A 22,129-nucleotide genomic window follows, 5' to 3' on the forward strand; every position below is an offset into this window, starting at 1 on the left:
GGGGACGTTGAACGGAAGGCCGAGGCGGCGGAGATAAGGGGATATGGCTCGTCTGCGTGTTCTGCTGCCCCTGCCGCTGGCCGGGACCTATGATTACCGGGTGCCGGCGGGCATGCCGCCGCCGCCGCCCGGCAGCTTCGTCCAGGTGCCGCTGAGCGGGCGCGAAACGCTGGGCGTGGTGTGGGACGGGGAGCCCGATCCCGACCTGCCGGAGCGCCGGCTGCGCGACATCGCCGCCGTGTTCGACATCCCGCCGATGACCGAAAGCCTGCGCCGCTTCATCGAATGGGTGGCGGCCTACACGCTTTCGCCGCCCGGCGCGGTGCTGCGCATGGCGATGAGCGCGCCTTCCGCCCTCGACCCGCCCGCGGCCAAGGCCGGCTGGCGGTTGTCCGAGGCCGGGCTGCGCGCCAAACTTGGCCAGTCCAATGCCCGCTTCACCGAGAACCGGCGTCGGGTGCTGGACACGCTGGAGGAAGGGGAGGTGCGCGGCGCCACCTCGCTTGCGGTGGCGGCCGGTGTTTCCGCCGGGGTGGTGCGCGGCATGGCGGAGGCGGGGCTGCTGGAGCCCGCCCTGCTGCCCCGCGCCGATGAGTTCCCCCGGCCCGACCTGTCCCGCCCCGGCCCGGCGCTCGGGCCCGAGCAGCAGGATGCGGCGGCGCAGCTGCGCGCGGCGGCGGCGGCCCGCCAGTTCGGCGTGACGCTGCTGACCGGCGTCACCGGCTCCGGCAAGACCGAGGTGTATCTGGAAGCCGTGGCCGAATGCCTGAAGCAAGGGCGGCAGGCGCTGGTGCTGTTGCCGGAGATCGCGCTGTCCACCCAGTGGCTGGAACGATTCGCCCGCCGCTTCGGCGCCGAGCCGGCGCTTTGGCATTCCGAGCTTGGGGGGCGCCGGCGCCGCGACACCTGGCGGGCGGTGGCGGAGGGGCGGGTGGATGTGCTGGTGGGCGCCCGCTCAGCCTTGTTCCTGCCCTTTCCCGATCTGGGCCTGATCGTGGTGGACGAGGAACACGAAACCTCCTTCAAGCAGGAGGAAGGCGTCATCTACAACGCGCGGGACATGGCGGTGGTGCGCGCCCGGCTGGCGGGGGCCGCCTGCGTCCTGGTGTCCGCCACGCCCAGCCTTGAGACGCTGACCAATGCCGAGCAGGGCCGCTACGCCGCCGTTCACCTGCCGGTGCGCCACGGTGGCGCCGCCCTGCCGGCGGTGGAGGTCATAGACCAGCGCGTGGCGCCGCCCGAGCGCGGCCGCTTCCTCAGCCCGTCTTTGGTGGCGGCGATCCGCGACACCATTGCCGGCGGCCAGCAGGCCATGCTGTTCCTCAACCGCCGCGGCTATGCGCCGCTGACGCTGTGCCGCCATTGCGGCCACCGCATGCGCTGCCCCAACTGCACGGCCTGGCTGGTGGAGCACCGGCTGCAGCGCCGGCTGCAATGCCACCATTGCGGCCATGCCGAGCCGATCCCGCCCACCTGCCCCGAATGCAACGCCGAGAACAGCCTGACGCCCCTCGGCCCCGGCGTGGAGCGGGTGCAGGAGGAAGCGGCCGAGATGTTCCCCGATGCGCGGCGGCTGGTGATGGCGTCCGACACCATTCCCGGCCCGGCGGCTGCGGCGGAGGCAGCGCGGGCCATCGAGGCGCGTGAGGTGGACCTGATCATCGGCACCCAGATCGTCGCCAAGGGCTGGCACTTCCCGCACCTGACCCTGGTGGGGGTGGTGGATGCCGATCTCGGCCTCGCCGGCGGCGACCTGCGGGCGGCCGAGCGCACCGTCCAGCTGCTGCACCAGGTGGCGGGCCGCGCCGGCCGGGCGGAAGCCCCGGGCCGGGTGCTGCTGCAATCCTGGAGCCCGGAGCACCCGGTGATGCAGGCGCTGGTGTCCGGCGACCTTGATGGCTTCATGGCGGCGGAGGCCGGGCAGCGGCGCCCGGGCCACTGGCCGCCCTTCGGCCGCCTCGCTGCCCTGGTGGTCTCGGCCGAGGATGAGCGCGAAGCCGACCGGGTGGCGCGGGACCTCGGCATGGCGGCGCCGCGTGGGGAGGGGATGGAGGTGCTGGGCCCGGCCCCGGCGCCGCTGGCGATGCTGCGCGGCCGGCATCGCCGCCGCCTGCTCCTGAAGTGCCGGAGGGAGGTGGCGGTGCAGCCCATCCTGCGGGAATGGCTGGGGCGGGTCGCGGTGCCCGCCAGCGTGAAGGTGCAGGTGGATGTGGACCCGGTGAGCTTCCTGTAGCCGCCCCTGTGGCCCGATTGTTCCCGAAAACCGGCCAGCCGGTGAATCCGCCGTAAGGATTCCCGGCTACCCCAGTTGCCGCATCGCGACACATCGTGGTAATGCCGGCGCGCCGCGACGAACCTTGTTCGCCGCTTCATGAACATGTCCGGCCGCAGACTCTGCCACTCGGGTGGGGTCAGGTGGCGGGACGCCGGTAAAGCAGAGAACGGGATCTTCCGTGGCCTCCGAAGCGACCAACGTCTCGCCCCACGCGAACCACCCCTCCGGCCTGACGCAGCGCTATGCGCTCGCCTTGCTGGAACTGGCAAAGGACCGCAAGACGGTCGATGCCACCGCCGACGACCTGGAGAAGCTGCGCGAGCTCATCGCCAAGGATGCCGGGTTCCGCGCCTTCATCCAGGATCCGCGCCTGGACGCCGGCGCGCAGCAGCGCGCCGCCTTCGCCATCCTGGAGAAGGTCGGCCTGTCCGGTGACGTGCGCAACCTGGTCGGCGTGCTGATCCAGAATCGCCGCCTCGCCGCCCTGCCGCAGGTGATCGCCGCCTTCGCGGCGCTGCTCGCCGAGCAGCGCGGGCAGCAGACCGCGGAGGTTTCCACCGCCCACCCGCTGACCGACGTCCAGCGCACGCAGCTCACTGCGCGCCTGACCGAGGCCGGCTATTCCAACGTCAAGCTGGTCGAGCGCGTTGATCCCGCCCTTCTGGGCGGCCTGGTCGTGCGCATCGGGTCCCGGCTGTTCGACAGCTCGATCAAGTCCAAGCTGCAGCGCCTGCAGTACGCCATGAAGGGGGCCGCCTGATATGGAGATCCGTCCTGCCGAGATCTCGGAGATCCTGAAGCAGCAGATCGCCGGTTTCGACGCCGATGCGAATGTTGCCGAGGTCGGCACGGTGCTGAGCGTGGGCGACGGCATTGCCCGCGTCTACGGCCTGCAGAACGTGATGGCCGGCGAGCTGGTGGAGTTTCCCTCCGCCGGCCTGAAGGGCATGGCGCTGAACCTCGAGACCGACAATGTCGGCATCGTGATCTTCGGTGACGACAGCGCCGTCCGTGAGGGCGACACCGTGTCCCGCACCGGCGACATCGTTCAGGTGCCGGTCGGCAAGGGGCTGCTCGGCCGCGTGGTCGATGGCCTGGGCAACCCGATCGACGGCAAGGGTCCGCTGGTCGACGTCAAGCCTGCCCTGGTCGAGGTGAAGGCCCCCGGCATCATCCCGCGCAAGTCCGTGCACGAGCCGATGCAGACCGGCATCAAGGCGATCGACGCCCTGATCCCGATTGGCCGCGGTCAGCGCGAGCTGGTGATCGGTGACCGCCAGACCGGCAAGTCCGCCGTTCTGGTCGACACCATCATCAACCAGAAGCCGATCAACGCCGGTGATGACGAGAGCAAGAAGCTCTACTGCATCTATGTCGCGATCGGCCAGAAGCGCTCCACCGTGGCGCAGCTGGTGCGCACGCTGGAAGAGAACGGCGCGATGGAATATTCCATTGTCGTCGCCGCCACCGCTTCCGACCCGGCGCCGATGCAGTTCCTGGCGCCCTATACCGGCTGCGCCATGGGCGAGTTCTTCCGCGACAACGGCATGCATGCGCTGATCATCTATGATGATCTGTCGAAGCAGGCTGTCGCCTATCGCCAGATGTCGCTGCTGCTGCGCCGTCCGCCGGGCCGCGAGGCTTATCCGGGCGACGTGTTCTATCTGCATTCCCGCCTGCTGGAGCGCGCCGCGAAGATGGGCGAGGCCGCCGGCCTCGGCTCGCTGACCGCTCTGCCGGTGATCGAGACGCAGGCGGGCGACGTGTCCGCCTACATCCCGACCAACGTGATCTCGATCACGGACGGGCAGATCTTCCTGGAGACGGAACTGTTCTTCAAGGGCATCCGCCCCGCCGTGAACGTCGGCCTCTCGGTGTCCCGCGTGGGCTCGGCGGCGCAGATCAAGGCGATGAAGCAGGTCGCCGGCAAGATCAAGCTGGAGCTGGCGCAGTACCGCGAGATGGCGGCCTTCGCCCAGTTCGCCTCCGACCTCGACCCCTCCACCCAGGCCCTGCTGGCCCGTGGCGCGCGGCTGACCGAGCTGCTGAAGCAGCCGCAGTTCCAGCCGGTTCCGGTCGAGGAGCAGGTGGTGTCGCTGTTCGCCGGCACGCGTGGCTATCTCGACAGGATCGAGGTCAACCAGGTCGGCAAGTTCGAGCGGGAGCTGCTCGCGGGGGTGCGCACCAGCGCGCCGGAGATCCTCGCCAGCATCCGCGACAAGCGCGAGATCACCAAGGAGACGGAAGCCCAGCTGGTCTCCTTCCTGGACGACTTCAGCAAGACCTTCGCGGCCTGACGCCAGGCGCGGGGGACAGGGATCCATGGCCAACCTGAAGGAGCTGCGGGGGCGCATCAACAGCGTCAAATCGACCCGCAAGATCACCCAGGCGATGAAGATGGTCGCGGCGGCGAAGCTCCGCCGCGCCCAGAACCGCGCCGAGGCGGCGCGCCCCTATGCCGAGCGCATGGCGCGCATGCTCGCCTCCCTCGGGCAGGCGGTGGCCGGTAACCCGGATGCGCCGAAGCTGCTCGTGGGCACGGGGCGCGACCAGACGCACCTGCTGATCGTGGTGTCGGGCGAGCGCGGCCTGGCCGGCGCGTTCAACACCAATGTCGGCCGCTTCGCCCGTGCCCGCATCCGCGAGCTGGAGGAGCAGGGCAAGACGGTCAAGGTGCTGACCGTGGGCCGCAAGGGCGCCGCCTATCTGAAGCGCGAATTCGCCTCCCGGATCGTGGGCGAGGTCAGCTTCCAGGGCAAGAAGCAGGTCGGCTTCGCGGAGGCGCAGGAAATCGCGGCCCGCGTCACCGCCATGCTGGATGCCGGGGAGATCGACGTCTGCACGCTGATCTACAACCGCTTCCGCTCCGTCATCGCCCAGGTGCCGACGGCGCAGCAGCTGGTTCCGACCGAGCTGCCCGAGGCCAGCCCGGCGGAGCCGGAAGGCGCCCAGGCCTGGTACGAATATGAGCCGGACGAGGCGACCATCCTGGCGCAGATCCTGCCCAAGAACCTCGCCATCCAGATCTACCGCGCGATCCTCGACAGCGCCGCCGGCTTCTTCGGCAGCCAGATGAACGCGATGGACAACGCCACGCGCAACGCGGGCGACATGATCAACAAGCTGACACTGACCTACAACCGCACGCGCCAGGCCAACATCACCAGCGAGCTGATCGAGATCATCTCCGGGGCCGAGGCACTCTGAGGGGAATGAGCACCGCCATGAAGAACAATGTTGGCAAGGTGACCCAGGTCCTGGGCGCCGTCGTGGACGTGCAGTTCCCCTCCGAACTGCCGAACATGCAGAACGCGCTTCAGGTGAAGATCGGCGACCGCACCCTGGTGATGGAAGTCGCGCAGCACCTGGGCGAGCGCACCGTGCGCTGCATCGCCATGGACACCACGGACGGCTTGGTCCGCGGCTCCGAGGTCGTCGACACGGGCAAGGGCATTGCCGTGCCGGTGGGCGAGGGCACGCTGGGCCGCATCCTGAACGTCATCGGCGAGCCGATCGACGAGCGCGGCCCGGTGCCGGCCGAGAAGACCTACACCATCCACCGCGAGGCTCCTCCCTTCGAGGACCAGGCGACGGCGGCCGAGATCCTGGTCACCGGCATCAAGGTCATCGATCTGCTGGCCCCTTACCTGAAGGGCGGCAAGGTCGGCCTGTTCGGCGGCGCCGGCGTCGGCAAGACCGTGACCATCCAGGAGCTGATCAACAACATCGCTAAGGGCCATGGCGGCGTGTCGGTCTTCGCCGGCGTGGGTGAGCGCACCCGCGAGGGCAACGACCTTTACCACGAGATGATCGACGCCGGCGTCATCAAGCTGAACGAGAACGATACCGCCGGTTCCAAGGTGGCGCTCGTCTACGGCCAGATGAACGAGCCGCCGGGCGCCCGCGCCCGCGTCGCGCTGTCCGGCCTGTCCATGGCGGAATATTTCCGCGATGAGCAGGGCCAGGACGTGCTGTTCTTCATCGACAACATCTTCCGCTTCACCCAGGCGGGCGCCGAGGTTTCGGCCCTGCTCGGCCGCATCCCCTCCGCGGTGGGCTACCAGCCGACGCTGGCCACCGACATGGGCGCGCTGCAGGAGCGGATCACGTCCACGAAGAAGGGCTCGATCACCTCGGTGCAGGCCATCTACGTGCCCGCCGACGACCTGACCGACCCGGCGCCCGCCACCTCCTTCGCCCACCTTGACGCGACGACGGTGCTCAACCGCGCCATCGCCGAGCAGGCCATCTTCCCGGCCGTGGACCCGCTGGACTCCACGTCCCGTGCGATGGACCCGCGCATCATCGGCGAGGAGCACTACCGCACCGCCCGCGAGGTGCAGCGCATCCTGCAGACCTACAAGTCGCTGCAGGACATCATCGCCATCCTGGGCATGGATGAGCTGAGCGAGGACGACAAGCTGATCGTGGCGCGCGCGCGCAAGATCCAGCGCTTCCTGAGCCAGCCTTTCCACGTGGCCGAGGTGTTCACCGGCACGCCGGGCGTGTTCGTGAAGATCGAGGACACGGTCCGTTCCTTCGCCGCCATCTGCAACGGCGAATACGACCACCTGCCGGAAGCCGCCTTCTACATGGTGGGCACCATCGAGGATGCGGTGAAGAAGGGCGAGTCCCTGACGGCCAAGGCCTGAGGATCGAGCGATGGCCACCTTCGACCTGGAACTGGTCAGCCCGGAGAAGCTGCTGCTTTCCCGCCCCGTCGAGATGGCCATCATCCCGGCGGCCGAGGGCGAGATGGGTGTGCTTCCCGGCATGGCGCCGATGATCGTGGCCCTGAAGGGCGGCGTCATCCGCGTGCAGGAAAACGGCGCCATCACCGAGAAGCTGTTCGTCATGGGCGGCTTCGCGGAGATCACGCCGACCCGCGTGACCGTGCTGGCCGATGAGGCGACGCCGGTGACGCAGCTTTCCCGCGCCCAGGCGGCGGAACGAGTCCGGGAGGCGGAGGCCGCCTATGCCGGCACCGCTTCCACCGCGACGCCCGAGGAGCGGGAACTGGCCATGGACCGCCTCCTGGCGGTTCGCGAAATGGAAGCCGCCGCCGAAGCCGCCTGACGCTTCGATCTTTTCGGAATGCGGACGCCGCCCTGGGCAACCAGGGCGGCGTTTCGTTTGCGATGGCGCATAAACAGGTTTCGCAACCATTCCGTGTGTGCTGCACTGCGCTCCTGTGGTGGAGGTGGAGATGGCGCGGGATCTATGGGTGAAATTTTGCGTCTGACCCGGCGGAGCCTGCCCGGCATCGCTGCTGGCCTCCTGGCGCCGCCTGCTTTGGCGCAAGAGGCAGGTCTCGGCGCCCTGGGGCGGGTCCGCGGCATCAGCTTCGGGGCCGCCGTGCAGCTTTCCCTGCTGGAACAGGATGCCCGCTACCGCCAGGCCTTCGCCGATGAGGCGGCGCTGCTGGTGCCGGAATGGGAGGCCAAATGGGAAGCCCTGCAGCCCGAGGAAGGCCGCTTCGACACCGCGCCGCTGGATGGCATCCTGAACTGGGCCAGGGCCGCCCGGATGCCGGTGCGCGGCCATGCGCTGGTCTGGCACAACGCCATGCCCGACTGGCTGGTGGCGGCGCTGGGCGAGGGGCGGAACCGCGCACTCGGCCTGCTGAAAGCGCATTTCGACTTCGTCCTGAACCATGCGCGCAGCCAGATCCGGGACTGGGATGTGGTGAATGAGCCGATCGCCAATCCCCCTGGCAGCGATCTGCCTGAACGCGGCCCGGGACCCTTGCGCGACACGCCCTGGCTGCGGGCCCTTGGCCCCTCCTATATCGAGACGGCGTTCCGCATGGCGCGGGAGCGCGACCCCACGCTGCGCCTGACGCTGAACGAATACGGGGTGGAGGAGGATACGCCGGACGCGGCCGAGAAGCGCCGGCGCCTGCTGGCCCTGCTGCGGAATCTGGTGAACCGGGGCGTGCCGATCGACGCGGTGGGCATCCAGGCGCATCTGCAATTGGTGCGGCCCTTCCGGCCAGAGCCCTTCGCCGCCTTCCTCGCCGAGATCCGCGGCCTTGGCCTTGCCGTGCTGATCACCGAGCTGGACATCCGCGAAACCGCCGCGGCCCCGCCCGACCTCGCGCGGCGGGACGCGCTGGTGGCGGAACGGGCGGAAGCCTTTCTGTCCTGCGCCGTGCAGGCCGGCGTGCGGACGGTGCTGAGCTGGGGCCTGACCGACCGCTATTCATGGCTCGCCAGCGATCCGGGCGTGGCCCTGCCCGGGGGGCGCACCCATCGGGGCCTGCCCCTGGATGGCGATTACCGCCGGAAGCCGATGTGGCATGCCGTCGCCCGGAGTTTCACCCGGGGCTGAGGGGGGGGGCGACAGGCGGCGCCATCCGGTGTTGGATGGCCGCTGATGACTCGCGGAGCACGCCCCATGGACCTTGCCCTTCTGGAAACCCCTGTTCCCGTGGTGGGGCTGGATATTGTCGAGGCCAATCTGAAGCGGATGCAGGATTACTGCGACCGCATGGGCCTCGCCCTGCGCCCGCACATCAAGACGCACAAGATTCCCGCCCTGGCGCATCGCCAGCTGGAACTCGGCGCCAAGGGCATCACCTGCCAGAAGCTTGGCGAGGCCGAGGTGATGGCGGATGCCGGCATCGACGACATCCTGATCTCCTACCCCATTGTAGGGGAAGGCAAGGCGCTGCGGCTGGCGGCGCTGGCGAAGCGCGCGGCGATGCGCGTGTCGCTGGACAATCCCGTGGCGCTGGCGACGGTCGCTGAGGCCGGCCGCATCGGCGGCGAGATCGGCGTGCTGGTCGAGTTCGACAGCGGCAATGGCCGCACCGGCGTCACCTCCATCGACCAGGTGCTGGAACTGGCCCGCGCCGCGCGGGACACGAATGGTGTGCGCTTCGACGGCCTGATGAACTATCCCGTCAATGCCCGCACCGGCGAGATCCTGCGCGACCTCCTGCCGCGGCTGGAGGCGGAAGGGCTGAAGCCGGCGGTGATCTCCGGCGGCGGCACCCCCAACGCCTTCCGCACGCATGAGATGGCGCCGGTCACGGAGCTTCGCGTCGGCACCTACATCTACAATGACCGCATGACGGTCGCCGCCGGCCATGCCGCCTGGGAAGATTGCGCCTACGCCGTGCATGTCACGGTGATCAGCCGCCCCCGCCCGGACCTCGCCATCATCGATGCCGGTTCCAAGGTGTTCTCCTCCGACCCGATGCCGGCCGGCACGGGGGAGGGGCATGGCTATTTCCCTGCCTATCCGGGGGCGAAGCTGGCCAAAATGAGCGAGGAGCACGGCATGGTGGACGTGTCCGCCTGCGCCGAGGGCCCGCGCATCGGCGAGCGGCTGCGCGTCATTCCCAACCATGTCTGCCCGGTCAGCAACCTGCATGATCGCCTGGCCTTCACCAGGGGCGGGGTGTTCCAGGGCTTCTGCGACATCGCTGCGCGCGGGCGCAGCCAGTGAGTGGAGCGCAACAGATGAACGACACCGCCGAATCCCGCCTCGCCGCCCTCGGGCACAGCCTGCCGGTGGTGGGCAAGCCGTTGTTCTCCTATGTGCCGTTCCGGCGGGCGGGGGATGTCGCCTATATCTCCGGCCAGGTGCCGCGCCACGCCGATGGCAGCCTGACCACCGGCAAGGTGGGGGAGGCGCTGGGGCTGGAGGAAGCCCGGCAGGCAGCGGTCCTTTGCGCCCTGCACATCCTCGCGGTGGCCAAGGCGGCCGCCGGCTCGCTGGAGAAGGTGGAGGTGCTGAAGGTGTTCGGCATGGTCAATGCCGTGCCGGATTACGGCGACCAGCCCAAGGTCATCGATGCCTGCTCCAACCTGCTGGTGGAGGTGCTGGGCGAGCGCGGCCGCCATGCCCGCTCGGCGGTGGGGATGGGCTCGCTGCCCTCCAACGTGCCGGTGGAGATCGAGGCGGTGATCCGCATCCTCGACTGATCGCGGGCCGGGGGAAGGGCGCCTCCCCCGGCCGCTGCCTAGCGTGCCAGCAGGTGCCGGCCCAGAAAGGCCGTCACCGCCGCGTAGACCCGGCGGCGGTTCTCGCGCTTGGTGAAGCCATGGCCTTCATCGGGAAAGGTCAGGTATTCCACCGGCACGTCGCGGCGGCGCAGCACCTCGACGATCTGCTCGCTTTCCTGCGGCGGCACGCGCGGGTCGGTCAGCCCCTGCGCCACCAGCATCGGGCAGCGGATGCGATCGGCGTGGTTGAGCGGCGACAGGCGCTCCAGCAATTCGGCGTCCTCCACCGGGTCACCGTATTCGGCGGCGCGGTGGCCGATGCGCCACGGCCCCGTGCGCTCGAAGAACGTCTTCCAGCGGGCGATGCCGTAGAAATCGACGCCGCAGGCCCATAGCTCCGGGTATTCGGTGGTGGCGGCCAGCACCATCCAGCCGCCATAGCTCTGCCCCATGATGCCGATGCGGGCGGCATCCACCTCCGGCCGCGCCGACAGCCAGCGATGCGCCGAAGCCAGGTCGGCCACGCTGTCCAGCCGCTTTTCCCGGTCATCCAGCGCGGCATAGGCGACGCCATAGCCGGTGGAGCCCCGCACATTCGGCACCAGCACGGCGATGCCCATGGACAGGAAGGTTTGCAGGTCCGGGCGCCAGTTCGGCAGCGCCTGCATCGCCGGGCCGCCATGCACCCAGACCAGCATCGGCCAGCCCGATGCCGGCCGCTCGCCTTCGGGGAAGGCCAGGAAGGCCGGCAGGTCGCGGCCGTCATGGCTGGGAAAGCTCACCGTTTCCCAGCGGCGCAGCGGCGGCAACCCGGTCGCTTCATGCAGCGGCTCGGCTTCCGCGGCGCCCGGGCGGACGCGGTGCAGGCCGGAGGGGAAGGAGAAGCCGGCCAGGTCGAACACCACGCTGCCGCCCTCCGGCGCCCAGCTCAGCTTGGTGATCACGCCTTGCGGGTGGGCGGGGGCGGAACGCTCGGCGCCCGTCGCGGCATCGAGGAAGCGCAGGCGGGAATAGCCGCCTTCGTTCACCACCACCGCCAGGATGGACTGGTCGGGGGAAACTTCCAGCTTCTCCACATCGGCCGCGGGCGTGAACAGCCAGCGCGGCGCCTCGCCCGGGCGCAGGAAGGCGACGCCCAGGAAGTCGCGCCCCTGGTCGGAAAGCAGCCAGAAGCCGCTGTTATCCTTCTTCCAGCGCGGGTTCATGTGCCGGGCGTCGCCTGCATGCGGCGTCAGCTCGGTGCGGGGGGAGCCATCCAGCGGCACCAGGTAAAGGTTGCTCTCGAAGGTGCGCGGGGCGGTGCCCAGGATCACGGCCTGCCCGTCGGGGCGCCAGGCCAGCAATTCATGCGGCCCTTCCACATCGGCGACGCAGCGCGCCTCGCCTGTCGCCAGTTCCAGCACCCAGGCATCGGCATGGGCGGGGTGGCGGGCATTGCTGGTGAAGGCGATGCGGCCGCCATCGGGGGAAATGGCGCCCCAGCCATGGATGGCCTCGGGATTTGCCGTCAGGGCGCGTGCCTCTCCCTCGGGCGGCAGGTGGTAAAGCTGCACCCGCTCATCCCCGGCCGCGTCACGGCCGAAGATGGCGCCGCCATCCGGCAGCCCGGCCACAAAGGCGCAGGCATCCCGGTGCGCCGTGCGCGGCCGTGGCGGCCCGCCTTCCGCCGGCCATTCCCAGACCTGCGCCGAGCCGCCGGCATCGTGCAGGGCGTAGAGGCGGCCATCGCCGGCAAAGGCAGGCAGGGTGGTGGCGGGGGTGGAGAGAAGCTGTTCCAGCAGGGTGTTCGCGTCGTTCATGGCAACAAGTGTTGAACCTGTTCGCCATGGCCGCCAAGGCCTGCCATCCGCCCGTGCGTCCCGCCCGGCTTCGTGCCAGCATGATGGGCAAGAGCAACCGGAAGGAACACGGCCTTGTCCATGCCCCCCGATGCGCGAAGCATGATGCGCTACGACGCCGGCAAGAAATCGCCACTGATCGCCTATCTGTTGTGGTTCTTCTTCGGCCTGTTCGGCGCGCACCGTTTCTACGCCGGCAGGATGGGCACCGGCCTCGCCCTGCTAGCGTTGAGCCTGATCGGCTTCGCGACCGTGGGTGCCGTGCTGCTGGTGTCGCTGATCTGGGTGGTGGTGGATGCCTTCCTGATCCCGGGCTGGATTCGCCGCCACAACAACCGCCTGATCGACTCCCTTACGCAAGGCGGCTGAATCCGGCGTATCGGCGATGGCGCCCGGCGGCGCATTGGCATATTCCAGCATCGCCATGCGCTATGTCTCGACCAGGGGCGAAGCCCCAGCCCGCGATTTCGAATCCGTCCTGCTCGCCGGCCTCGCCGAGGATGGTGGCCTGTTCCTGCCGGAATCCTGGCCGGAATTTTCCGCCGCCGAATGGCGGGCCCTGCGCGGACTGCCTTATCCGGAGCTGGCGGCCCGGGTTATGGCACCCTTCGCCGAAGGGTCGCTGGACCATGCCACGCTGCTCGGCATGACGCGGCAGGCTTATGCCGGCTTTGGCCATCTCGCCACCGCGCCGCTGGTCCAGATCGAGCCGCAGATCTTCGCGCTGGAACTGTTCCATGGCCCGACCCTGGCCTTCAAGGACATGGCGATGCAGCTGCTGGGGCGGCTGTTCGACCATGTGCTGGCCCGGCGCGGGGAGCGGGTGACGATCGTCGGCGCCACCTCCGGCGACACCGGCTCGGCCGCGATCGAGGCGTTCCGCGACCGTGCCGCCATCGACGTGGTGATCCTGCACCCCGAGGGCCGCACCTCGGAGGTGCAGCGCCGGCAGATGACCACGGTGCTGTCGCCCAACATCCACAACATCGCCGTCCAGGGTTCCTTCGACGATTGCCAGGACCTGGTGAAGGCGATGTTCAACGACGCGCCCTTCCGGCGGGAGATGCAGCTTTCCGCCGTCAACTCGATCAACTGGGCGCGCATCGCGGCGCAGGTGCCGTATTACGTTTATGCCGCCCTGGCGCTGGGCGCGCCGGACCGGCCGGTGGCGGTGTCCGTGCCCACGGGCAATTTCGGCAATGTGCTGGCCGCCTGGGTGGCCCGCCGCATGGGCCTGCCGATCGAGCGGCTGGTGATCGGCGCCAACCGCAACGACATCCTGGCCCGCTTCCTGGCCGCCAACGACATGAGCGTGCAGGGCGTGGCGCCTTCCCTGTCGCCTTCCATGGACATCCAGGTTTCGTCCAATTTCGAGCGGCTGTTGTTCGAGCTGCTGGACCGCGATGCGGCCGCCACGGCGGACATGATGCGCCGCTTCCGCGCGGAAGGCCGGATGCCGGTGCCCGATGCCGCCTGGCGGCAGGCCACCACCCTGTTCCACGGTCATGCGCTGTCGGATGAGGCCACGCTGGAGGAAATCCGCCGCCTGCACCGGGACAGCGCCTATCTGGCCGACCCGCACACCGCCATTGGCACCGCCGCCGCGCGGGCGCAGCGGCCGGAGGACGGCATGCCGGTGATCGTCGCCGCCACGGCGCATCCGGCGAAATTCCCGGATGCGGTGGAGAAGGCCACCGGTTTCCGGCCGCCCCTGCCGCCACGCATGGCTGACCTGTATGGGCGGGAGGAGCGCTTCACCGTTCTGCCCAACGCGCTGGACGCGGTGCAGGCCGCGGTTCGGGGCCATGCCCGCCGCAACTCGCGCTGAGGTTCTGGAACGGGCCTAGCCGGGATTGGAGGGCAGGCGGATCGGCGTGATCTCGACCATTGCCACGCCTTCCTCCCGCATGCCGAGCAGCGTCGCGGTGCGCGGGCTCACATCGAGCACCCGGCCCTTCTTGTAGGGCCCACGGTCCTGGATGGTGACCACCGCGGTGCGGCCATTCTCCAGGTTCTTCACCCGTGCTTCCGTGCCGAGCGGCAGGGTGCGGCTGGCCGCCGCGTTGGAGTTGCGGTTGAAGCGCTTGCCATTGGCCATGCGCTTGCCATGGAAATGACTGGCGTAATAGGAGGCACGGCCGCGCTGCACCGGCTTGCGCGCTTGGGGCTGTGTCTTCTTCACCTGACTTTGTGCCGCGTCCTTGCGCGGTTCCTGGCGCGCTTCGGCGGGAGAGAAGGAGGCGCTCAGGCCAAGCGCCAGGCAGATGGCCGCGATTTTCAGGCCTTGCATTGCTGGGCTCCCTTGCTGGGGGGCCGCCATTCCGGCATCGCCATCGAGGCGGCCTATGCCGTTGAGAACTTCCGCCTCCGATTCAAGTTTCGCCGGGATCTCGCGGATATTCCTGGATTTTCCAGGATTATCCCGCATCAGTTGTTGCGCAGGGGCCGCACTTCCACCGGGGCTGTGCCATCCTCCACCATGTCCAGCTTCCGCGCGGTGCTCTTGCTGACATCCACCACGCGGCCATCCACAAAGGGGCCACGGTCCTCGATGGTCACCGTGGCGGTGCGCCCATTCTCCAGGTTCTTCACCTGCGCCTTGGTACCCAGCGGCAATGTCTTGCTGGCGGCGGAATCAGAGTTCTGGTCGAAGGTTTCGCCATTCGCCATGGTCCGGCCATGGAACTTGTCATGGTAGAAGGACGCTTCGCCGCGCTGCGCCGGGCCGCCTTGCGCCGGACGGGCCGGCTCCGGCCCTGTGCGGGAGGCGCCCTGGGCAGGGGGCGGTTCAGCGGCGCCGGCGCAGGCGGTCAGGGCCAGCGGAGCGGCCAGGATCAGCATCGCCATCAGGGCGGGGCGGGCGAAGCCGGGCCGGGTGGACTGGGGCGGCTGGCAGCGGGTGGGCATGGTGACAGGCTCCTTCCACAGGGTTTCGCGTGTGCTGCGAGGTTGATTTTCTACCGGAAACGCAACGAAGCCGTTTCCGGCGCGCCACCAACGCCATGCCTGCGTCCGGGTTCCACGTCATGGCCGGCCTGAATTCGGCCGGGGTCGTAACCTTGCGGGGGTTCCCTTACATTACACCCCGAGTGACGGAGCGCCGGCTCCCCGACCGGCCTGTATGACGACAAGCAGAAAGAGAGCCCTATGTCTGATGCGGTGCGTCTGACGCGCCTGGCCAATGGCCTGACCATCGTTTCCGAAAGCATGCCGCGCGTGGAGACGGTTTCCATCGGTGCCTATGTGCATGCCGGCACCCGCGATGAATCCGCGGACGAGAATGGTGCCAGCCACTTCCTGGAACACATGGCCTTCAAGGGCACGGCAAAGCGTGACGCCGCCGCCATCGCGCGGGAGATCGAGAATGTGGGCGGCCACCTGAACGCCTACACGGCGCGGGAGAACACCGCCTACTACGCCAAGGTCCTGAAGGAGGACATGCCGCTCGCCGCCGACATCCTGGGCGACATCCTGACGCATTCCACCTTCATTCCGGAGGAGCTGGAGCGCGAGCGCGGCGTCATCCTGCAGGAGATCGGCCAGGCCAACGACACGCCGGACGACATCATCTTCGACCATTTCCAGGCCCAGGCCTTCCCCGACCAGCCGATGGGCCGCCCCACCCTGGGCACGGAATCGGTGATCCGCTCCATGCCGGGCACCATGCTGCAGGACTACATGCGCCGCCATTACGGCCCGAGCCGCATGGTGGTGGCCGCCGCCGGCGCGCTGGAGCATGACAAGCTGGTGGATCTCGTCACCCGCCACTTCGCCGACCTGCCCACCGTGGCGCCCGCCCCTGCTCAGGCGGCACGCTATGGCGGCGGCGAGTTCCGCGAGGAGCGGGAGCTGGACCAGGTGCATGTGGTGCTGGGCTTCGAGGGCCCGGCGGTGGCCACGCCGATGCACTACCCGACCATGCTGCTCTCCACCCTGCTGGGCGGCGGCATGTCCTCCCGCCTGTTCCAGGAGATCCGCGAAAAGCGCGGGCTGGTGTATTCCATCTATTCCTTCGCCCAGCCCTTCCGCGACGGCGGCCTGTTCGCCCTCTACGCCGGCACCGGCGAGGAGCAGGCGGCGGAGCTGGTGCCCGTGGCGCTGGAGGAGCTGCGCCGCGTGCAGCACGACGTGACCGAGGAGGAACTGGCCCGCGCCAAGGCACAGCTCCGCGCCTCCGTGCTGATGTCGCTGGAATCCACCGGCAGCCGCTGCGAGCAGCTGGCGCGGCAGATCCAGGTGCATGGCCGCATCATCCCGGTGGAGGAAACCAAGAGCAAGATCGCGGCCGTGACGGTGGAGCAGGTGCAGCAGGCGGCGGCGATGATCTTCCGCTCGCGCCCGACCCTGGCGGCGCTCGGCCCGGCCGGCAAGGTGCCGGGCCTGCCGGTCATCGCGGAGAACCTCGCGGCATGAATGCCCTGGAGCGTCTTGAGAGCCTGGTCGTCGCCGCCCGTGCGGCGGGGGCGGATGCAGCGGACGCGCTGCTGGTGTCCGGCACCTCGCTGTCGGTGCAGCGGCGGCTCGGCAGGATCGAGCATCTTGAGCGCTCCGAAGGCTTCGACCTGGGGCTGCGCGTGTTTGTCGGGCAGCGCCAGGCGATCGTGTCCACCACCGATCCGGAGCCGCGCGGCTTCGAGGCCCTGGCCGGCCGCGCGGTCGCCATGGCCCGCGCCGTGCCGGAGGACCGCTTCGGCGGCCTGGGCGAGTTCCACCCGCCGCAGTCGGCCGATCTCGACCTCGACGATCCGGCCGAGCCGGAGGCCGAGGCGCTGATCGCCCGCGCCGCCGCTGCCGAGGAAGCCGCCATGGCGGTGCCCGGCATCACCAACAGCGAGGGCGCCGAGGCCGGATTTTCCCGCAGCCGGGTGGCGCTGGTCGCGTCCAACGGCTTCGCGGGGGAATATTCCCGTTCCGGCCATTCAACGATGGTGACGGTTCTGGCCGGCTCCGGCACGGCGATGGAGCGGGATTACGACCACAGCAGCGCCGTTCATCTCTCCGACCTGGAAGATGCCGCCGAACTCGGCCGCTGCGCAGGGGAGCGGGCGGTGAAGCGCTTGAACGCCATCCGGCCCCGCAGTGCCCGGATGCCGGTGGTGTTCGATCCGCGCGTCGCCGGCTCCTTCGCTGCGCATCTGGCGGGGGCGCTGAATGGCGCGTCGGTGGCGCGCGGCACCTCCTTCCTGCGCGACCGCATGGGGCAGCAGGTTCTGGCGCGCGGCCTTTCGCTGCGGGACGATCCGCTGCGGCGGCGCGGCCTGCGCTCCCGCCCCTTCGATGGGGAAGGAATGCCCTGCCAGCCCCTGGCGCTGGTCGAGGACGGAGTGCTGCAACACTGGGTGCTGGACTGGCGCAGTGGGCGTCAGCTCGGCTTGCGGTCGAATGGCCGTGCGGCGCGCGGCATTTCCTCGCCGCCCGGCCCGGCCACCACCAATCTGTGGCTGGACGGCGGAACCATGACGCCCGAGGCGCTGCGGGCCGACATCGCCGAAGGGCTCTACGTCACCGAGATGATCGGCTCCGGCGTCAACGGCGTCACCGGCGATTACAGCCGGGGCGCGGCGGGGTTCATGATCCGCAACGGCGAGCTGGCCGAGGCGGTCAGCGGCATCACCGTGGCGGGCAACCTGAAGGACATGTTCCTCAACATGGCCGCGGCCAATGACCTGCGCTTCCGCCGCGGCACCGACGCGCCGACGCTGCGGATCGAGGGGCTCACGGTGGCGGGGGCGTGAGCGAGCGCTGAAGCCCGGCCAGGGCGGGAGCCAGCTCCGCCGGCCGGCGGAGCCGGATCACGGCCAGATGGTTCCAGGCACCTGACGCGAGAGCCGCCTCGATGGCGGCCCGGCGGGGATGCAGCATTCGCCACGCATAGCGGATCGGGTGGCCAGGATCGAGCAGGTGGCGCCATTGCTCCCGGTTGCCGTTCCACATCACCTGCCGCCCGGCCAGTCTCCCGATGATGCGGGCGATCACCCGCGGCATCACGACGCGCCGGGGGAAATCCAGCCAGATCAGGTGGGTGGCGCGCCTCCAGAGGGTCGGGCGCGCTTCGGCGAAATAATTGCCATCGGCCACCCAGCACGGCATCCCGGCCATCTGCCCCAGGTGGTGCTCCATTGCCGCCTTCGGCGCCGGCGACCAGTCGGGGCCCCAGTGGACGGCATCCAGTTCCAGATGCGGCAGCGCCAGATCAGCGGCGAGGCGCCGGGCCAGGGTGGTTTTCCCGGCTCCTGGCATGCCGATCACCACGATCCGCAACTGATTCATTTTGTCGCGCATCCCGCCGCTTCCCCGATGAGTTGGTTGAGAGATACGGGATGATGAAGGATTCGCCATGAACACCACGACCTTGCTGGCCCGCCGCTTTGTTCTGGCCGCCGGCGCCTCCATGGCCACGGCGGGCTTCGCCGGGATGCGCGTGGCGACGGCGCAATCCGCATCGCCTGTCGCTCCGGCCGCTGCTCCGGCTGCCGGGCCAGCCACGGCATCCGGGCCTTTCGCCCTGCCGCCGCTGACCTACGCACCCACCGCCCTGGAGCCCCATATCGACGCCGCGACCATGTCATTGCACCATGACAGGCACCACGCCGCCTATGTCACCGCCCTGAACGGCGCGCTGAAGGACCATGGGCAACTGGCGCAATTGCCGCTGGAACAATTGCTGGCCCGGCTGGGCGAGGCCCCCGAGGCGGTGCGGACCACCTTGCGCAACAATGCGGGCGGGCATGCCAACCACGCGATGTTCTGGCAGATCATGGGCGCCAATGCCGGCGGGGCGCCATCCGGCGAGCTGGCGCAGGCGATCGACCGGGATCTCGGCGGCCTCGACAAGTTCAAGGCGGATTTCAACGGCGCGGGGGCGCGGCAATTCGGCTCCGGCTGGGTGTTCGTGACCGTGGACCGCGCGGGAAAGCTGGCCATCGCCGCGCGCCCCAACCAGGACACGCCCCTGATGGATGGCCAGCGGGTGCTGATGGGCAACGATGTCTGGGAACATGCCTATTACCTGAAATACAACAACCGCCGCGCCGACTACCTCGCGGCGTGGTGGAACGTGGTGAACTGGAACGCGGTGGCGCAGCGCTACGCCGCGGCCAAGGATGGCTCCCTGACCATCTGAGCACGCGAGCCGGGGCTCCGGCCCGGACGGGCCCTGGACGCTTCATGCGTCCGGGGCTTCAGGCGTTTTCCGCGTGCGCCCCGGTCATCCCATGAACAGCCGCCACAGCAGGGGCAGCAGCAGCGCCGTGGCCATGGCGTTGAGCCCCATGGCCAGGCCGCTGAACGCCGCGGCGGTGGCATTAACCGAAATGGCCCGCGCCGTGCCGATGCCATGCGCCGCTGTGCCCATGGCCAATCCGCGTGCCCGCCAGTCCCGCACGCGCGCCAGGTCCAGCACCATCGGGCCCAGCATGGCGCCGGTGACGCCAGAGGCCAGCACCACCGTGGCGGCGAGGCCCGGCAGCCCGCCGATCTGCTCGGCGATGCCCATGGCGACCGGCGTGGTCACGGAGCGGGGGGCGAGGCTGGCCGTCACCTCCGGCGCCGCATGAAACATCACGCCGAAGCCGATCCCGGCCAGGGCCGCCATGGTTCCGCCGGCCAGCACGGCCGCCAGCGCCGCAGGGCCGGAGGCGCGCACATGCCCCCATTGCCGGTACAGCGGCACCGCCAGCGCCACGGTGGCCGGGCCCAGCAGGAAATGGACGAACTGCGCGCCCTGGAAATAGCTGCGATAATCCACGCCCGCAGCCAGCAGCAGCCCGGCCAGGATCGCGATGGCGAAGATGATCGGATTGGCAGCCGGGTGGCGCCGGAACAGCGCCGCCAGCCGCAGCCCCGCCATCCAGGCCAGCAGCGTCGCCGTCAGGGCGGCCAGCGGATCTCGCGCTAGGTAAACCCAGATTTCCGCCAGGTCCATCAGCCCTTCCTCCGCATCAGCGCCTGGGCGACGCGGCCGGTCAGCGCGATGGTCGCCAGCGTGCCGATCACGATCGCCAGGGACATCGGCGCCCAGTAGCGGGCGAGCTGGGGCCCATACACCACCACCCCGACCCCCGCCGGGATGAACAGCAGGCCCAGATGCGTCAGCAGCGCATCGGCCACCTGCCCAAGCCCGGGCACCCCCGGATCGGGGCGGGTGGCCCCCCGCAGGAAGCGGTCGCGCAGCAGCAGGCCGGCGAACAGCAGCGCCATGCCGATCACTGGCCCGGGAACAGGCAGATCGAGTGCGCGCGCCAGTACCTCCCCGGCCAGCTGGCAAAGCAGCAGAATTGACAGGCCGCCGATCATGAGGCGGCTCCGGAGGAGGTTGGGGGCAGGGCGATCATGGCACGGTCCGGCTGCAAAAAAGAAAAGGAGCTGTCAGCCCCGGTGGCTGGCCGATCCGGCCGGGTGCCGCAAGCCCGGTTTCTGCCGCATCGCGGCGGAGACCGGCCGCCACTTCTTCGCTAGGTTCCGCCACGGGCGGCCGGATGGCTTTTGGGGATTGCGCATGACGCGGTGGGGAATGCTGTTGGCGCTTCTGTTGGCGCTGGCCGGGTGTGGCGGCGGCGATCCGGCGGGGCCGGTGCTGGGTGCCGTGGCGCTGCGCGAACCGGTGAGCTGCGTCCCCTATGCGCGGGCCCGCTCCGGCATCGACCTGCGCGGCGATGCCTGGGAATGGTGGGATGCCGCGGCCGGGCGCTATTCCCGCGGCCGGGCGCCGCGCCCGGGCAGCGTGCTGGTGCTGAAGCGCGCGGGCCGGCTGCGGGACGGGCATCTTTCGGTGGTGACGCGGGTGGTGTCGCCGCGCGAGATCCGTGTCGATCATGCCAACTGGGCCAGTGGTGGCGGCAAGGGCCGCATCACGCGGGACCAGCCGGTCTGGGATGCCTCCCCAGGCAATGACTGGTCGCAGGTGCGGGTCTGGTATCCGCCCTCCGCCGGCTATGGCGTCACCACCTATCCGGCAGCCGGATTTGTGCATGGCAGCGCGGTGCTGGCCGGATGGTGAAGGCCCTGGACGGGCACGCCGTCCCATGCTGCAAGCGGTGACGTGTCAACCGGAGAGATCGCCGCCATGCTGCCCCGCCGTCCGCTGCTCGCCCTTGGCGCCGCCGCCTTGGCCGCCCCGCTGGCTGCCTCGCGCATCGCGGCCGCGCAGCCGGCCTGGCCGGACCGCCCGGTGCGCTTCGTCGTGCCATTTCCTGGCGGGTCCTCGCCGGACCTAACGGGCCGGCTGGTGGCGCAGCATCTTTCCACCGTGCTGGGCCAGCCGGTGGTGGTGGACAACCGGGCCGGTGCCGGCGGCAATATCGGCACCGACGCCGTGGCCAAGGCGACGGATGAGGTGACCATCGGCCTGTCGATCAACGGCCCGCTGTCCACCGCGCCGGCCCTGTACCCGAATCTGCCCTATGACCCCGCGAAGGATCTGGTGGCGGTTTCGCTGCTGGTGCGGGGCGGGCAGGTGCTGGTGGTGCATCCTTCCGTGCCGGCGACCGATTTCGCCGGCTTCGTCGCCCATGCCAGGGCCAATCCCGGCAAGCTGACCTTTGGCTCGGTCGGCGCCGGCTCGGGCGGGCATCTGGCGATGGAGGACATCAAGGCGCGCACCGGCATCACGTTGGAGCATGTGCCCTATCGCGGCTTTCCGCCCGCCGTGCTGGACCTGGTGGCGGGCCGCATCAGCGCCATGGTGGTGACGGCGGCGGCCATTCTGCCGCAGCTTCGCGAGAGCCAGGCGCGCGCCCTGGCGGTGACCACCGATGCCCGCATGCCGCAATTGCCGGATGTGCCCACCCTGGCCGAGGTCGGGCTGCCCGGCGCGGCCTCCTATGGCTGGCAGGTGCTGATCGCCCCCGCCGGCACCCCGCGCGAGCGGGTCGAGATGCTGGCGCGGGAAGCGCGGGTGGCGCTGTCCACCGATCGTGCCAGACAGGCCATGGACGCGGCGGCGTTCGAGGTCGTCGCCGGGTCGCCCGAAGAAGCGTCCGCCTATGTGGCGGCGGAGGCGGCGCGCTGGGGCGCACTGATCCGCAAGCTGGGCCTGACGCTGGAAGGCTGAGGCCCGGCGGCAG

At 69.7% G+C, this 22,129-nt stretch carries 22 protein-coding genes; 16 read left to right on the plus strand and 6 right to left on the minus strand.

All coding sequences use genetic code 11. From position 1 onward, the window contains the following. Positions 1 to 43: 43 nt before the first annotated feature. The 9 genes from F0Q34_RS02415 to F0Q34_RS02455 all read left to right on the plus strand — a co-directional run bounded on the left by F0Q34_RS02415 (position 44) and on the right by F0Q34_RS02455 (position 10,206). Positions 44 to 2,233 carry a primosomal protein N' gene (locus tag F0Q34_RS02415; RefSeq protein ID WP_149810518.1) on the plus strand — a complete coding sequence of 730 codons (2,190 nt, stop codon included), beginning with the start codon at positions 44 to 46 and terminating at the stop codon, positions 2,231 to 2,233. A 220-nt stretch (positions 2,234 to 2,453) separates the two neighbouring features. Further along, positions 2,454 to 3,035 carry a F0F1 ATP synthase subunit delta gene (locus tag F0Q34_RS02420; protein WP_149810519.1) on the plus strand — a complete coding sequence of 194 codons (582 nt, stop codon included), beginning with the start codon at positions 2,454 to 2,456 and terminating at the stop codon, positions 3,033 to 3,035. 1 nt (position 3,036) lies between these two features. After that, entirely contained in the window at positions 3,037 to 4,572 is a 1,536-nt protein-coding gene (gene atpA / locus F0Q34_RS02425) for a F0F1 ATP synthase subunit alpha (RefSeq protein ID WP_149810520.1), read from the plus strand. A 25-nt stretch (positions 4,573 to 4,597) separates the two neighbouring features. Beyond that, on the plus strand, positions 4,598 to 5,482 hold the full coding sequence (locus F0Q34_RS02430; RefSeq protein WP_149810521.1) for a F0F1 ATP synthase subunit gamma: 885 nt from the start codon (positions 4,598 to 4,600) through the stop codon (positions 5,480 to 5,482). A 17-nt stretch (positions 5,483 to 5,499) separates the two neighbouring features. After that, positions 5,500 to 6,927 carry a F0F1 ATP synthase subunit beta gene (atpD, locus tag F0Q34_RS02435; protein WP_149810522.1) on the plus strand — a complete coding sequence of 476 codons (1,428 nt, stop codon included), beginning with the start codon at positions 5,500 to 5,502 and terminating at the stop codon, positions 6,925 to 6,927. Positions 6,928 to 6,937: 10 nt separating this feature from the next. Then, entirely contained in the window at positions 6,938 to 7,351 is a 414-nt protein-coding gene (gene atpC, locus F0Q34_RS02440; RefSeq protein ID WP_149810523.1) for an ATP synthase F1 subunit epsilon, read from the plus strand. A 144-nt stretch (positions 7,352 to 7,495) separates the two neighbouring features. Further along, entirely contained in the window at positions 7,496 to 8,605 is a 1,110-nt protein-coding gene (locus F0Q34_RS02445; protein ID WP_149810524.1) for an endo-1,4-beta-xylanase, read from the plus strand. A gap of 66 nt (positions 8,606 to 8,671) precedes the next feature. Beyond that, entirely contained in the window at positions 8,672 to 9,727 is a 1,056-nt protein-coding gene (locus tag F0Q34_RS02450; protein ID WP_149810525.1) for an alanine racemase, read from the plus strand. Between the two features lie 14 nt (positions 9,728 to 9,741). Further along, positions 9,742 to 10,206 carry a RidA family protein gene (locus tag F0Q34_RS02455; RefSeq protein WP_149810526.1) on the plus strand — a complete coding sequence of 155 codons (465 nt, stop codon included), beginning with the start codon at positions 9,742 to 9,744 and terminating at the stop codon, positions 10,204 to 10,206. A gap of 38 nt (positions 10,207 to 10,244) precedes the next feature. Here the strand turns inward: F0Q34_RS02455 and F0Q34_RS02460 are convergent, their stop codons facing one another. Further along, positions 10,245 to 12,026, minus strand: coding sequence for a S9 family peptidase (locus tag F0Q34_RS02460; RefSeq protein ID WP_149810527.1), 1,782 nt, complete (start codon positions 12,024 to 12,026; stop codon positions 10,245 to 10,247). 120 nt (positions 12,027 to 12,146) lie between these two features. Here F0Q34_RS02460 and F0Q34_RS02465 point away from each other — a divergent pair, with 120 nt between their 5' ends. Both F0Q34_RS02465 and thrC read left to right on the plus strand, forming a co-directional pair. Then, the gene (locus F0Q34_RS02465) at positions 12,147 to 12,434 is read left to right on the plus strand and encodes a TM2 domain-containing protein (protein ID WP_149811226.1); all 288 of its coding nucleotides are present in this window, start codon (positions 12,147 to 12,149) and stop codon (positions 12,432 to 12,434) included. Positions 12,435 to 12,489: 55 nt separating this feature from the next. Next, positions 12,490 to 13,893: a threonine synthase gene (thrC, locus tag F0Q34_RS02470; protein WP_149811227.1), complete on the plus strand. Its 1,404-nt coding sequence runs from the start codon at positions 12,490 to 12,492 to the stop codon at positions 13,891 to 13,893. 15 nt (positions 13,894 to 13,908) lie between these two features. Here the strand turns inward: thrC and F0Q34_RS02475 are convergent, their stop codons facing one another. After that, entirely contained in the window at positions 13,909 to 14,355 is a 447-nt protein-coding gene (locus tag F0Q34_RS02475) for a septal ring lytic transglycosylase RlpA family protein (protein ID WP_149810528.1), read from the minus strand. A 137-nt stretch (positions 14,356 to 14,492) separates the two neighbouring features. Then, entirely contained in the window at positions 14,493 to 14,972 is a 480-nt protein-coding gene (locus F0Q34_RS02480) for a septal ring lytic transglycosylase RlpA family protein (protein ID WP_241665276.1), read from the minus strand. Positions 14,973 to 15,212: 240 nt separating this feature from the next. Here F0Q34_RS02480 and F0Q34_RS02485 point away from each other — a divergent pair, with 240 nt between their 5' ends. After that, the gene (locus F0Q34_RS02485; RefSeq protein WP_149810529.1) at positions 15,213 to 16,478 is read left to right on the plus strand and encodes a M16 family metallopeptidase; all 1,266 of its coding nucleotides are present in this window, start codon (positions 15,213 to 15,215) and stop codon (positions 16,476 to 16,478) included. Continuing rightward, positions 16,475 to 17,800: a TldD/PmbA family protein gene (locus F0Q34_RS02490; RefSeq protein WP_149810530.1), complete on the plus strand. Its 1,326-nt coding sequence runs from the start codon at positions 16,475 to 16,477 to the stop codon at positions 17,798 to 17,800. The genes F0Q34_RS02485 and F0Q34_RS02490 overlap by 4 nt, the downstream gene beginning before the upstream one ends. On the opposite strand, the gene F0Q34_RS02495 is transcribed toward F0Q34_RS02490, so the two are convergent. Continuing rightward, a complete protein-coding gene (locus F0Q34_RS02495) occupies positions 17,781 to 18,347 on the minus strand; it encodes a P-loop NTPase family protein (protein WP_149810531.1) in 567 nt (188 codons plus the stop codon). The genes F0Q34_RS02490 and F0Q34_RS02495 overlap by 20 nt on opposite strands. A gap of 55 nt (positions 18,348 to 18,402) precedes the next feature. Here F0Q34_RS02495 and F0Q34_RS02500 point away from each other — a divergent pair, with 55 nt between their 5' ends. Continuing rightward, positions 18,403 to 19,188, plus strand: coding sequence for a superoxide dismutase (locus F0Q34_RS02500; RefSeq protein ID WP_149810532.1), 786 nt, complete (start codon positions 18,403 to 18,405; stop codon positions 19,186 to 19,188). Positions 19,189 to 19,272: 84 nt separating this feature from the next. On the opposite strand, the gene F0Q34_RS02505 is transcribed toward F0Q34_RS02500, so the two are convergent. After that, positions 19,273 to 19,989, minus strand: coding sequence for an LrgB family protein (locus F0Q34_RS02505; RefSeq protein WP_174241968.1), 717 nt, complete (start codon positions 19,987 to 19,989; stop codon positions 19,273 to 19,275). Next, entirely contained in the window at positions 19,989 to 20,360 is a 372-nt protein-coding gene (locus F0Q34_RS02510) for a CidA/LrgA family protein (RefSeq protein ID WP_149810533.1), read from the minus strand. The genes F0Q34_RS02505 and F0Q34_RS02510 overlap by 1 nt, the downstream gene beginning before the upstream one ends. Positions 20,361 to 20,577: 217 nt before the next feature. Here F0Q34_RS02510 and F0Q34_RS02515 point away from each other — a divergent pair, with 217 nt between their 5' ends. Further along, positions 20,578 to 21,063, plus strand: a complete 486-nt coding sequence (locus F0Q34_RS02515) for a CHAP domain-containing protein (protein WP_149810534.1) — start codon at positions 20,578 to 20,580, stop codon at positions 21,061 to 21,063. A 66-nt stretch (positions 21,064 to 21,129) separates the two neighbouring features. Next, complete coding sequence (locus F0Q34_RS02520) at positions 21,130 to 22,116, plus strand: Bug family tripartite tricarboxylate transporter substrate binding protein (protein WP_149810535.1); 987 nt, start codon at positions 21,130 to 21,132, stop codon at positions 22,114 to 22,116. The last annotated feature ends 13 nt before the right edge of the window (positions 22,117 to 22,129 follow it).

Source organism: Teichococcus oryzae, from assembly GCF_008386565.1.
Lineage (GTDB): Bacteria > Pseudomonadota > Alphaproteobacteria > Acetobacterales > Acetobacteraceae > Pseudoroseomonas > Pseudoroseomonas oryzae.

Coding starts and splice junctions, on each gene's coding strand:
- F0Q34_RS02415 (WP_149810518.1), top strand. CDS start 44: ATGGCTCGTCTGCGTGTTCTGCTGCCCCTGCCGCTGGCCGGGACCTAT.
- atpA (WP_149810520.1), top strand. CDS start 3,037: ATGGAGATCCGTCCTGCCGAGATCTCGGAGATCCTGAAGCAGCAGATC.
- F0Q34_RS02430 (WP_149810521.1), top strand. CDS start 4,598: ATGGCCAACCTGAAGGAGCTGCGGGGGCGCATCAACAGCGTCAAATCG.
- atpD (WP_149810522.1), top strand. CDS start 5,500: ATGAAGAACAATGTTGGCAAGGTGACCCAGGTCCTGGGCGCCGTCGTG.
- atpC (WP_149810523.1), top strand. CDS start 6,938: ATGGCCACCTTCGACCTGGAACTGGTCAGCCCGGAGAAGCTGCTGCTT.
- F0Q34_RS02445 (WP_149810524.1), top strand. CDS start 7,496: ATGGGTGAAATTTTGCGTCTGACCCGGCGGAGCCTGCCCGGCATCGCT.
- F0Q34_RS02450 (WP_149810525.1), top strand. CDS start 8,672: ATGGACCTTGCCCTTCTGGAAACCCCTGTTCCCGTGGTGGGGCTGGAT.
- F0Q34_RS02455 (WP_149810526.1), top strand. CDS start 9,742: ATGAACGACACCGCCGAATCCCGCCTCGCCGCCCTCGGGCACAGCCTG.
- F0Q34_RS02460 (WP_149810527.1), bottom strand. CDS start 12,026: ATGAACGACGCGAACACCCTGCTGGAACAGCTTCTCTCCACCCCCGCC.
- F0Q34_RS02465 (WP_149811226.1), top strand. CDS start 12,147: ATGCCCCCCGATGCGCGAAGCATGATGCGCTACGACGCCGGCAAGAAA.
- thrC (WP_149811227.1), top strand. CDS start 12,490: ATGCGCTATGTCTCGACCAGGGGCGAAGCCCCAGCCCGCGATTTCGAA.
- F0Q34_RS02475 (WP_149810528.1), bottom strand. CDS start 14,355: ATGCAAGGCCTGAAAATCGCGGCCATCTGCCTGGCGCTTGGCCTGAGC.
- F0Q34_RS02480 (WP_241665276.1), bottom strand. CDS start 14,972: ATGCCCACCCGCTGCCAGCCGCCCCAGTCCACCCGGCCCGGCTTCGCC.
- F0Q34_RS02485 (WP_149810529.1), top strand. CDS start 15,213: ATGTCTGATGCGGTGCGTCTGACGCGCCTGGCCAATGGCCTGACCATC.
- F0Q34_RS02490 (WP_149810530.1), top strand. CDS start 16,475: ATGAATGCCCTGGAGCGTCTTGAGAGCCTGGTCGTCGCCGCCCGTGCG.
- F0Q34_RS02495 (WP_149810531.1), bottom strand. CDS start 18,347: ATGCGCGACAAAATGAATCAGTTGCGGATCGTGGTGATCGGCATGCCA.
- F0Q34_RS02500 (WP_149810532.1), top strand. CDS start 18,403: ATGAACACCACGACCTTGCTGGCCCGCCGCTTTGTTCTGGCCGCCGGC.
- F0Q34_RS02505 (WP_174241968.1), bottom strand. CDS start 19,989: ATGGACCTGGCGGAAATCTGGGTTTACCTAGCGCGAGATCCGCTGGCC.
- F0Q34_RS02510 (WP_149810533.1), bottom strand. CDS start 20,360: ATGATCGGCGGCCTGTCAATTCTGCTGCTTTGCCAGCTGGCCGGGGAG.
- F0Q34_RS02515 (WP_149810534.1), top strand. CDS start 20,578: ATGCTGTTGGCGCTTCTGTTGGCGCTGGCCGGGTGTGGCGGCGGCGAT.
- F0Q34_RS02520 (WP_149810535.1), top strand. CDS start 21,130: ATGCTGCCCCGCCGTCCGCTGCTCGCCCTTGGCGCCGCCGCCTTGGCC.